This is a genomic window from Treponema vincentii (assembly GCF_010365865.1).
GTDB lineage: Bacteria > Spirochaetota > Spirochaetia > Treponematales > Treponemataceae > Treponema.
Genome location: NZ_CP048020.1, coordinates 827,280 through 839,266, shown reverse-complemented (window position 1 = coordinate 839,266; position 11,987 = coordinate 827,280). Strand labels below are relative to the sequence as shown.

Annotated in this window: 8 protein-coding genes; all 8 read right to left on the bottom strand. The window is 46.5% G+C overall.

Going from position 1 to position 11,987, the window contains the following annotated elements; all coding sequences use genetic code 11:
• Positions 1 to 175: 175 nt before the first annotated feature.
• The 8 genes from GWP43_RS03910 to fliR all read right to left on the bottom strand — a co-directional run bounded on the left by GWP43_RS03910 (position 176) and on the right by fliR (position 11,980).
• The gene (locus GWP43_RS03910; RefSeq protein WP_162662854.1) at positions 176 to 2,032 is read right to left on the bottom strand and encodes an RNB domain-containing ribonuclease; all 1,857 of its coding nucleotides are present in this window, start codon (positions 2,030 to 2,032) and stop codon (positions 176 to 178) included.
• Positions 2,019 to 3,863 (bottom strand): hypothetical protein, encoded by a 1,845-nt coding sequence (locus GWP43_RS03905; protein ID WP_162662852.1) that lies wholly within the window; start codon positions 3,861 to 3,863, stop codon positions 2,019 to 2,021. Before GWP43_RS03905 ends, GWP43_RS03910 begins: the two co-directional genes overlap by 14 nt.
• A 319-nt stretch (positions 3,864 to 4,182) precedes the next feature.
• Positions 4,183 to 5,553, bottom strand: coding sequence for an MATE family efflux transporter (locus GWP43_RS03900; protein ID WP_162664732.1), 1,371 nt, complete (start codon positions 5,551 to 5,553; stop codon positions 4,183 to 4,185).
• Between the two features lie 71 nt (positions 5,554 to 5,624).
• Positions 5,625 to 6,524: a MinD/ParA family protein gene (locus tag GWP43_RS03895; protein ID WP_162662850.1), complete on the bottom strand. Its 900-nt coding sequence runs from the start codon at positions 6,522 to 6,524 to the stop codon at positions 5,625 to 5,627.
• Positions 6,525 to 6,599: 75 nt separating this feature from the next.
• A complete protein-coding gene (flhF, locus tag GWP43_RS03890; protein WP_162662849.1) occupies positions 6,600 to 7,922 on the bottom strand; it encodes a flagellar biosynthesis GTPase FlhF in 1,323 nt (440 codons plus the stop codon).
• Positions 7,922 to 10,024, bottom strand: coding sequence for a flagellar biosynthesis protein FlhA (gene flhA / locus GWP43_RS03885; RefSeq protein WP_162662847.1), 2,103 nt, complete (start codon positions 10,022 to 10,024; stop codon positions 7,922 to 7,924). Before flhA ends, flhF begins: the two co-directional genes overlap by 1 nt.
• Positions 10,025 to 10,026: 2 nt before the next feature.
• The gene (gene flhB / locus GWP43_RS03880; protein WP_162662845.1) at positions 10,027 to 11,178 is read right to left on the bottom strand and encodes a flagellar biosynthesis protein FlhB; all 1,152 of its coding nucleotides are present in this window, start codon (positions 11,176 to 11,178) and stop codon (positions 10,027 to 10,029) included.
• Position 11,179: 1 nt separating this feature from the next.
• Complete coding sequence (gene fliR / locus GWP43_RS03875) at positions 11,180 to 11,980, bottom strand: flagellar biosynthetic protein FliR (protein WP_162662843.1); 801 nt, start codon at positions 11,978 to 11,980, stop codon at positions 11,180 to 11,182.
• Between the last annotated feature and the right edge of the window lie 7 nt (positions 11,981 to 11,987).

Below are 11,987 nucleotides of genomic sequence, written 5' to 3'. Positions count from 1 at the left end.
TAGTATACCTGTCTTTTAGGATTTTGGGAAGGTTGCGGAATGGAATTATAAGGTGTCCTAAAGGAGCCATTTCAGAAAAATCTGAAAAAGTATTGTTGAACGTGTAATCAACATACCCCGACGCAAGCGTCGGGGTATTAAACCCTCGCACGAATCAACGTTCAGCCTATAAAGCTCATACCTGTTCAAACGAAGCTTGCAGATAGGCAAGACGGATACGGCGTAGCTTTACGGTCAGTTCCTGATTAAGTTCCGGTTCGGTGTCCAAGGTCATATCACCTTCGTATCCAAGCGAGGGAATAAAGATATGAGCCTTTCTGCCCATCGCTTCGAGCACCACTGCCGTACCGCGCCAATCGGGATTTTGCAGCAGATACACGAGCGTCCAATGCTGACGGGATGCCCGTTCCGCAGAAACGCAGGCGCGCCCCGCCACATCCCCCGCCGCTATTTTAAGGACGAGATCTGCTGCAGGCGTTAGCGGTTTACCGTCAATATAGTTTAACAGCTGGCGATGGCTGACCAAATCCCCGTAGCGGCGGAGCGGGCTTGTTACCTGTCCGTACATCGCAAGCCCGAGCGCAGCGTGCATCGACGGAATGGTGCCCACGCTGCGCGGACGCATGGCGCGCCGCTTCCGGTATTCCCCGGCAAGGCCGGACGGCAGCTTATTCGGCAGTTCGGGCGCCTCCTGACTGATGTATTGAAACGGAATACTGTGCTGAAAGGCAAAACGGGCGGCTGCCTCCCCTGCAAGCAGCATCATTTCTTTAATCATTGCAGCGGCTTCAGTCTGGATGACAGGCTGAACCTGCACCCGTTTTATGCCGTCCTGCTCCTTCAGTGTAATCGATACTTCGGGAAAATCGATGGATACGGCGCCCGCATTCTCCCGTCTGATGCGGTTTTTCTCCGCTATGGCAAAAAGAGGTGCTAATGCGGGCGAGTCCTTTTGAGCATCGGCCTCTTCATACGTCATTCTGATAACCGAAAGCTTCGTGCGGTGGATACCTACTTCTTCGATTGCACCATCGGCACCGAGGAGCAGCTTAAAAGAAAGCGCCCAAGATATCGGCTTTAACCCGAGAGCAAAATAATCAACCGCTTTTTCGCCGAGCATTCGAGCAGCCCCTTCCGGTGTGTACAACGTTGCACCGCGGGCGCAGGCATCGGTATCGCTTTGCGTATCGGCCTGAATGGTGTCGGCAGGGTTTGCAATGTGAATCCACAAGTATGTCCCGTCAAAAGAAACCGCATCGTCGGGATCGGTACTGTTGGAATTGTCGATTGCATAGGCAGGGATTGCCGTCAAATCGAGCGGCGCTTTGGGCAACACCGGCTCGGGAATATCCGCTTTTGACGAATGGAGTGAATGACCAAAGCGTGCCGGATAGGGATTTTTTTCAATAGGCCAAAAACCTGTTTTTAGCAATATATCATGTGCCTGTTCGGGGGTTTGCTCCAACTTTGCATCTTTTAATATTTTAGAAGCGGAAGAACTCCCCAAGGCGAGCGCCTCAAGCTCTTGAAAAAACGGCGTATATAATTCTTTACTTTCTGTAAACGGCTTTCCCTGCATACAGGCGCGAAGGGCTGCGATAAAATCCTGTCGCAGTTTTTCAGCCTGCGCTTTTTCCGTTTGCTTTTGATTGAGCCGTTCTATTTCCGCCTGAGTACGGATACCGATCGGTTCTGCCGGCGAAGTACAGATAAAATAAGGCGAGGCACAAAGAGTTTCCCAGAGTTTCCAGCTTTGCTCCGCTGTGTACGTTCCCCACAGCAACTCCGCAAGTTCGGCAAAAGACGGCGTTTCCCCTTCAAAGAAATCCGCCGCTTCGCCGAAATCCGCAGCGGGTACTTCGGCATCGAGTGCTACTTTAATACTTCGGCATTCTCCGTTATGAAGCAGCACAATATCTTTTTCGCGTACTTTCTTTGTGCCGGATTCCAGCGTAATTTCAAACTTATCACCCTGCACATCGGTAATGAGTGCGGGCTGATTCTTATAGAGAACGAGATTACCTTTTTTCATTTATGTTCCGGATTGTAATGTTTCGTATTTTATTATTGCCGTACATCACCTGTAAGAGATTTCCCTGTTTGTGGTATATCAGTGCGTCGCAGCTGCGGTACATCGGTTTTCCACATACCTTTTCAAAAGCCTCACGGGAATCTCCGGTGCGGATGTCGTTAAAAAGAGTTAGAGGTGACGGAAAGCCGATACTCATCTGCAGCACCGTACCGTCCCCATCTTTGGAGCGGATAATGAGCTCGGTATTCAGCAGACGATACAACCAACGTTCACTGTAATAATTATAGATAATGGTAGACGGTTTGTTCCACGCGCTCAATAGTTTATCGACCGTATCGCCAACAGATACATTGCGAAGAACAATCGGGACAACAGCTGCCGGTGCTTTTAAAACGTCGATTAGCCATTGTCTTTCTTTTGCAGCGCCTATTTTGTTGTTCAATTTTTTTAAGATGCGGAAATAATTACAGCGGATCAGCCGTTCATCAGCAGGAAATCCCGTCGTTACAAACAACACTTTACCGGTTGTTTTTCGAGCCGATGAATCGAGACAATCGGCAAGCAGCTGCTGCGCCTTTGTATAGTCTTTTCTTAGTAGAGACAACAGCGCAGCATAGTTTGCCCGAGCGGTTTTATCATCGGCTCCCGTATGGAAGAGATCTGCCTGTTCCGCAATGCTGAGTACGGTATCGCGCTCATGAGTCAATGGAGACGAAGCGAGCAGATACGCATAACTCGATGCGCTTCCGGCCTCGTATATCATAGTAAGATAATCGCTATATGCTTTTTTTGCCTGCTCATATAGAGCGCTGTTGTTCCGTGTCGGCATTGTCTTTGAAACGTAATCGGACTGTTCATCATCATCATTTTCAAACATAAAATCAGCCGATTGAAAGAACGTAAAAACCGATGCATTATCATACACTGCAGCAGGAAGAATAGCTGCCATCTCCGTATCTCGTTTATCAAGGCTGTTTAGCCAAGCCTGATGAGCAATCAAAGCATTCAAGCGATTGATATAAAGACTCTGCGGGAACAGCTGCAATAAATTACTCAACACGGTACGTGCATCAGCAGTTCCTCTGCGGTTCTGCAATGCAAACAGCACCCCGGAAATTTCCTCGTACAGATGCGTAATATCATCTCTGTTGCCGTTCAGCTGCTCAAGCCGTGCAGCAGGTTTTACAGAACCGGTTGAGAATGATGCAAATATCTTCGCCGTTTCCGTATCAGCGTAAAGCACAGCCAGCCGATTGAGCCATGTTTCCAATAACCCTTGAGGATAACCGGCAATAGTGAGTAATACACTTGCCATTATATCGACGGTGTAGAGCTGTTCAGGAGAAAGCGCTGTGTTTTTAGCGGTATTGTAATAGTTGAGCGCAAACTGCGCCACACACACTGCAGCAATGGGAGCAAAAAAGTTCTCGCGCTCGTTGTTTAAATTTCGTATCTTGCGCGTAGAACCGGATGTATCCATAAAAAGGAGTGAATCGATATAATCCAAAAGACCGGTACTTACAAGAAACGTCCCGTCGGGATACATCATACAGCGGGCATTTTTCCAGTCAGTTATGATTAAGCGCATCGAGCCGCGAAAGAGTTCAGTTCTTCGTATCAGCATAAAAAGAGACGTTTCGATAATATCATACCATTCGCCGACTTCACTCGCCGCTATTTCATGTGAAGATGTCTCCGCTATTTCATTGCGGTACACCTGCATCAGCCGCTCACGAGTATACATTCCCTCCGACAGCGGATCCGTAAAACCGGAAATTACAATAAAAAAAAAGGAAAGTAAAAAAAGAACCGTTCGGCGCATATCTTTCATACGCTAAAGCATATCATAGCAGGACAAATATAGCAATCCACGGTAAACGCATCAGACGTTTTGTTGATAACCCCGCAAAATCAGGAGGCTGTTCAAGCAGAGTTGAACCTCTTCGCGGTTCAAATGCTTGCCCAACCTCCTGATTTTGCGATCTATATTTACTCGTCTGATGCGTTTGCCCTTCCGTAAGCCTTTTGAAAAGAACGAGGTAGATACAAGGAGATAGGCAAAAAAGTACCGCAGGCGTATCTTTGATACGTTGAGGACACTTTTTTGCCGTACGACGCAGTAGATGCCTTGTTATTTTCAAAAGGAATGACTAGTCGGTAACTGAATGAAGCCATTTACCGGATTTGATCCGCCACAAGCCCAATAACAGCTTGAGCGGCTCTTCGCTAAAGAGGCACATATAGATAACCCACGGCGGAAGCGCGGTATGAATCGATACGGAATAGGCAAGCGGAATAGCGATCAGCCACATAATAAAGGTGTCACAGATCATGCCGAAACGGGTATCGCCACCCGCCCGCACCAGCCCTATCAATATACACATGTTGCAGGCTTTAAGCGGATAACAGCAGGCCAATACGATGAATAACTTTTTAACTGTCGACAATACGATCGGCTCCACATTAAATATAAAGGGCACCAGATACGAAATAGGAATCAGCGCCGCTCCGATAAATATCGCAACAATCGGAATAAATAGCAGCACTTTAGCGGCATATTGCCGCGCTTCGCTATCGTGTTTTTCGCCTATTTTCTTTCCAATTAAAACGCTTACCCCGTTACCGAAGCCGATAAAGATAACCCATGTCAGCTGCGAAATAGTATTGGTAATATTAAACGCGGCATACGAGAATGTGTTAATACTTGCGAAAATTTTATGATGGAAGGTAATACCGAAAGACCAGAGCGTTTCGTTTAGCAGTACCGGCAATACGATTACGAGATATACTTTTAAGAATTTAGCATCAAAGGTAAAATGATTTTTAAGCGTTCCTAAAACGGGGTATTTCCGATACTTTGTTACCGTAAAGGTAATAAAGAGCTCGACAAAGCGGGCAATAACGGTCGCGATAGCTGCTCCGCGCACACCCAGTGCAGGAGCGCCAAATAACCCGAAAATTAAAATAGCATTCAGCGTCGTATTGACAACCAAAGACACCAGCGTAGCACCGACCGCGATTTTCACTTTTTCGATGGAGCGCAGCGTAATCATCAGCATAAAATTTATCGCAAAAGGGATAAAGCACAATGCCGACAGTCTGAGGTATTGCACGCCGGTTTCGATAACGGCAGTATCCTTCGTATACAGCGACAGTATTTCTTTCGGCATACTCACACAGCAGACCGTAAACAAAATACCGAACGACACAGCCACTATCATAGAAATACCGAGCGTTTTCTGTAAACCCTTAAAATCTTTTTTGCCCCAGAACTGCGCCGTAAACACCATACTGCCCGAACCGGTGCCATAAAGAATCAAGTTGAGTAAAAAAAAGAGCTGATTCCCCAAGCCGACCGCCGCAAGCTCTATGGTACCGAGTTTACCGATCATTACCGTGTCAAGGATATTGACAAAGGCGCTGAGGAAATTTTGCAGCATAATCGGTAGGGCAATCGTAAACAATGTTCTTAAAAATTTTTTATCGAAAAACACTGCCCTAAACCGCGCAGCCATCGTCATATAAGTGTTATCTCCATCAATCATACCCCGATGCAGAGCATTAGAGGTTCCCTTGTATGAATACCGCTCTCTTATTCCGTTTCCCAGCTACGTCCGAATAACTTTTTTACAAAACGGGCAAAACCGCCGGTTTCTGGAATTTCGGTTTTTTCCATGCGGGACACAATATGTTTTAGACAGCTGGATGCTTTACCATTCGGTTCTGCAATAATGAAGGGCTTCTGTTTTAAAACGGCTTTTGTTACCAAGGGATCATTATAAATAAAGCCGAGATATTCGATTTTAAGATTCAAAAACTGAGCCGCGATATTGATCATCCGATCTGCAATTCGCTTTCCCTCTGCCGCCGAATCAACCCTATTGATAATCATTTTAAGGTTGAGGTTCATGTTATCGACTTCCGTTGCAATCACCTTGATAATACCGTACGCATCGGTGATGGCGGTAGGCTCGGAGGTTGTGATGATAACCACTTCGTCAGCAGCGGCGACAAAGCTCAGTACGTTCTTGGATACCCCGGCGCTCGTATCGATGATAATAATATCGACATCGGAAAGCGTGTACATTTCGTTAATAAATTCATTGCGTTCCGCTTCTGCCATATTCGCAATCTTTGCAAAGCCGGAAGCGCCGACGATCAATTTAATGCCGTATTCGGTGTCGATAATAATTTCCGACAATTTTTTTTGCTTTTTAATAACATGATACAAATTATACTGCGGAATAACATTCATAATGACATTGACATTCGCGAGTCCGAGATCGGCATCAAGAACGATAACCTTCTTCCCCATCTGCGCATACGCAATACCCATATTGGTTGCAACGTTAGTCTTTCCTACTCCGCCTTTGCCGCTAGTAACGGCAATAATCCGAGTCTTTTGCGCCGAATCATGGCCGCCTCCAGTATTACCGGCGTTTTTATTTATTTCTTTCATTAAAAGACGTAATCCGTCAGCTTGATCACCCATTTTTTTTCTCCACACTTTTAGCTTTTATCGAATCGATTAGGTTTCGAGCCCCTATAAAGCAGAAACTTTGGGAAGTTACTTTCTATCTTTACTAGAAAGTTGATTGATATATTCCACATCGACTGAAAAACCCTTCAGTTTTCTCAAAAAGGCTCCGATGTCTGCGGGCATAAGATCTTGAGGAACGGCCTGCCCTACCGTTATATACGTTATCGGTATATCCGTTTCCGAAATGATACTGAGTAAATTGCCGATATATGAGGTTTCATCAAACTTTGTAACAATCAGCGATTTGTATTTAAAAACCGCATACTCTTTCATAATTTCCCGAATGTCGTTTATTCGAGTTCCGGCACATACCGTCAAATAGACTTCTGCATCATCGCCCAGTTCGGTAAAGTAGTTTTGCATGATCGAAATTTTTTCACGGTCTTTCGGACTGCGCCCGATGGTATCGATACAAATAACATCAGCTTCCTCACGATACAGCGCCATGCATTTACGCACATCGTCAGGGCTCGCAGCAACTGTAAGCGGAATCCCCATCAATTCGCAGTAGCGATTCATTTGATAGCTAGCTCCTATGCGCCAGTTGTCGATCGTAATAACCTTAACTCGTAAAGGTTTTCCCGATTTTTTACCGATATACTGAGCTGCAATTTTAGCTAATGTCGTCGTTTTTCCGACACCCGTTGGCCCGACCAATAAAACCACCCGCATTTTAGGCTGATTATTGGTAGGTTTAATTTTGATCGATTCGGCAAGCAGTTCAAAGAGTTTTTTCTGTATTGTCGAAAAGCTTTCGATTTCTGTATAGCTCAGCTCATCCTTCAGGCGGGCAGAAAGCTTTTTAATATATGAAGGAGAAAAATCGTTTTCTTCAAGTATTTTCTGGACTTTAACAATATGTGCATGCTCGGCATCATCTCGCAACATATTCTGTTTTTTCATTTCCGCAACGAGGCGTTCAACTGTTGCGGCGAGCTTCTCTACAGATTTCCCCTCATCCGATGTAGAAACGGGTGCAGCCTTCTTCCCGAGGTTTTTTTTCGAAGTTATATCGACATATTGGCGCAGCTCATCGGCAGCAGCAGGGTTTTTATTTGCGTATCGCGTTACGATCTTAAGCCGTTCTTCTTCATCGTTCAGATTACTCACACCACCCAATCTGGCTGGCGGTCTCATCGTCGGCTGTTGTTCCGATAGTAGGGATGGCCGCGGAGGTATTTTATCGTTTACCGTAAACGTTACTTCAACTACATCTTTTTCGAAAAGTCCGAAAAGTCGACTGCTCTTGGCATCTTTTCTTCTCCAGATAGTAACGGCATCACCATGCTTTTTTGTAATTTTTTTAAGACATTTGTCATACGTCGAATCTTGCTCAACAAAAAGTTCCATTAGTTTTTATCCTGTTCCAACTTAATCTCACCGATTACTTCAACTTGTATATCCTTCGAAATCTCGGGAATGGAGAGCACAACTAAATCGGGGATCTCCCTATCGGTTGAATTTTTAATCAAAATGCGAGCAGAAGCTTCGGGCGCCAATACAATCGGCAGAAAGCCATTTTTTTGCACGGTTGTAACAGCTTGAATAAGAGAGCGTATCCACATCCGCTGCTCGGACGGTTCAAGTGCCGCCATCGGCCCATTTACCGTATCTATTCTGCTTTCGATAATTTTTTGAGCAAGTGACGGTTCAATCGTCAGCACATGGAGTGTTTTATTTTCATCGGCATACTGTAAGCATATCTGTCTACCGAGCGCCTGTCGCACCTTTTCAACAAGGAGGGAAACATCGGAAGTAATCGGTCGGAAATCCGCAAGCGTTTCCAAAATAACGATCGTATTGCGGATGGAAACCTGTTCCCGCAAGAGGCCTTGCAGCACTTTTTGTACCTCGCCAAGGCTGCACACTTTTGCCGCTTCATCGATAACCGCCGGATAATCCTTGCGCAACGCATCCATAATACCCTGCACTTCCTGCCGCCCGAGAATTTCGGCTGCATGCTTTTTAATTACCTCGGTGAGGTGCGTCGCAATAATCGCAGGCGGATCTACCACCGTATAGCCGGCGCGCTCTGCTCGGTCGCGGTTTTCTTCGGATATCCACACTGCAGGTAAACCGAAGGTTGGGTCGACGGTGCGTTCGCCGGGTATTTCTTCGGAAACGCCGCCGGGGTTTATTCCGAGGTACCAGCCCATGCGTATCTTACCCCGCGCTACTTCGACGCCTTTAATTTTAAAGCAGTATTCGCTCGGCTCAAGCCGCATATTATCGATAATGCGGATACGCGGGGCAACCAACCCGAGGTCAAGCGCAGCTTCCCGACGGATGCGCGTAATACGTTCGAGCAGTTCCGCACCCTTGTCCTTATCGACAAGCGGAATTAACGCATAGCCCAGTTCCAAGGACAGCGGATCGAGCGGTACAATGGGTGCGATTTCTCCCTGCGCAGGTTCTCCTCCGGAGCCGCCGCGCTGCTGGCCTCCTTGCTTTTGCGTTGCTTGTTTTTCTTTTGCAGTTTGTTTGTACAGTTGTTCAGCCTTGAGAATTCGCCATCCGACAAATGCCAAAACAAACGCGATAATAAATAAGACAACATGGGGAAAGCCGGGGAGCACACCCATAATAGCCAGTGTACCTGCCGCAACAAAGTAAATCCAACCGATTTGAGAAAACTGCTTTTTGATGTCCTGCCCGAATGACCCCTCGTCGATCATACGGGTAACAAGCAAGCCGGTCGCTACCGACAAAAAGAGCGAAGGCAGCTGCGCCAGCAATCCATCTCCTATCGTCAGAGTCGTATAGGTGCGCAGCGCATTGGAAAAAGGCTCCTGCCGGAACACCATTCCGATAATCAAACCGGCAATAACATTGATAACCGTAATAAAAATACCGACTTTTACGTTACCGGACACAAACTGATTTGCACCGTCCATCGCACCGTAAAAATCATCTTCCCGCTGCAACTGTGCTTTCTTCTGCCGAGCTTCTTCGTCGGTAATAATGCCTGCGTTATATTCGGCGTCGATCGACATACTCTTGGTCGGATGAGAATCGAGTTTAAAACGGGCGGAAACCTCTGCGACCCGCTTGGCGCCTTTCGTAATAACAAAGGCCTGCACTGCAATAAGGATGATAAAGATGACAAACCCGATAACGAGGCCTTGATTACCCGATGCACCGATAACGAAAGAGCTGAACGCCCGTATCATCGCACCGTCAAAGGCTTCCCCCTTGGAAAGGATTAACCGTGTGGAGGATACGTTCAATACTAATCCGAAGATGGTACTAAGCAACAATAATGAAGGGAAGACCGAAAAGTCGGTAGCGCGCGCAGTGAATAATACAATCAACAATACGACCAAACTGAACGTGAGGTTCAGCGCCATAAAAAAATCAAGCAGCACGGTGGGAAGCGGGATGATAAACATCAGCACCATGAGAATGACGGTAAATGCAACTGCGATATCGATATTATACTTTTTTGCTGCCATGATTATCTTCTATAAAATTCCTGTTTTTTGTTGTTGAGGGTATATACTTCTGCGAACACCAATGAGAGCGCCCGATAATATTCCTCCGGTATTATATCACCGATTTGGACTTTAGCATAGAGCGCACGGGCAAGCGGTTTGTTTTCTATTAAAGGAATATTATGCTCGCGGGCAATCGCCTTTATTTTCTGCGCCATCGCATCGGCACCCTTTGCCAGCACCATCGGCGCCGCCATTGTTTTTGAATCCCACTGCATTGCGATTGCAAAGTGCGTCGGGTTCGTAATAACGACATCAGCCTTAGGGACATTGCGGATTGCATTTTGAGATAGAATTGCCTGCATTTGTTGCCTGATTCGCCCTTTGACCTGCGGGTCTCCTTCCAATTCCTTGTATTCTTCTTTTATTTCCTGCTTTGTCATCTTCAGCGAATCGATAAATTGCTTGCGCTGGAAAAAATAATCGGGAATTGCAAGAATCAGCAGTAACAATGCAGCAGTTGCAAGCAGTTTTGCCGCGACTCCTGCAATAAAAAAGATCGCTTGCGGAAAGCTCACCGTCAACAGCTCAATAAAATGGGGAAGGTTTGCCCGTATCATTAAAAAGGCAACGAACACCAGCACGACAACCTTTGTCAACGACTTCGCAAAATTGAACAAGCCTTCGGTAGAAAAAAGCGCCCGTTTAAAAAAACGGATAAAGTCGGGGACAATCTTGTTGAATTGAGGCTGAATAGGTTTGGTAGAAAATAAAAAACCGTTGTTTTGAAGAACATTGGCAATCACGCCTGCAATCATAGCGATAAGAGCAAGTGGAAGGGCAAGCTTTAAAAAATATTGCACAAAGATACCGAACCACATACCGCTTCGGATATCCGCCTGTGTGCTCCGCAAAAAAAAGAAGCGGAGAATTTCCATACATTCTTCCAAAAAAAAGGAGGAAAGAAAGATCAGTGCACCGGCGGGGAATAGCAGTACCAATGCAGCGTTGATATCCTGACTTTTTGCAACACGCCCTTCTTCACGAGCCTTGCGTATTTTATAGTCGGTTGGATCTTCGGTACGCCCTTCGTCCTCTGCGGCAAACCACTGCAAGTCGATAAAAAAGTTCCGCTCACTATATCCGCTGGCAGCCTCTATCGCGAGTTTCTGCATACTAGATACCCCCGCCAGCGCGGATAAGCAGGCTTTCAAAGGCCGCAAATCCGTTTTCCATAATCCGCACAAAGAAATTTGCCATAAACGGCAGCGACACGGTTAAAAGGAAAAAGGTGAGCAAAATCGTTATCGGGAAGCCTTCCGACAAGAGGTTCATCTGCGGCGCGGCCTTTGACAAGAGCCCCATCGAAACATGCACTAAAAAGAGTGTCCCCATCACCGGCATTGCAATCATCATCGCATTTAAAAAAAGGCTGCTAAGGTTCGTCACAAGGAACGAGGAAATCAATTCTCGTTTTTGCAAGAACATAAAGCAGTTGATCGACTGAAAGCTGCGGAGTACGCCGCCTAAAAACAGCGTCTGGAATCCCTTAATCTGCAAAAAGATCAGCACAGCGATAAAGTTTAAGAACTGCCCCATCAGCGGGTTTTCAATTTGAGCAAGCGCATCATACACTTCCGATACGCCGAACCCCATCTGATACGAAAAAAACTGCCCTGCCGTGCTGAACGAGGCAAAGATAATGCTGATAAAAAAGCCCGTCAGCACTCCGAGCAGCGCTTCGCCGACAACCAGCAGCGCATAGTCAAGATTGAAGCCCTGTATATCCAGCGGGGAACCGTAGGCGACCGGCATCACTAAGAAGCCGATTAAGCCCGCCAGCGAAATTTTTGCAATACGCGGTACCGCCCTCGTCGAAAGGAGCGGCGTCGTGGAAATCATCGCGAATACCCGCACGCATACCAAAAAAAAGAGAGGAGCTTTAACCAGTAAAAAGGAGAAGGGGTTAGGATCCATTACTCGC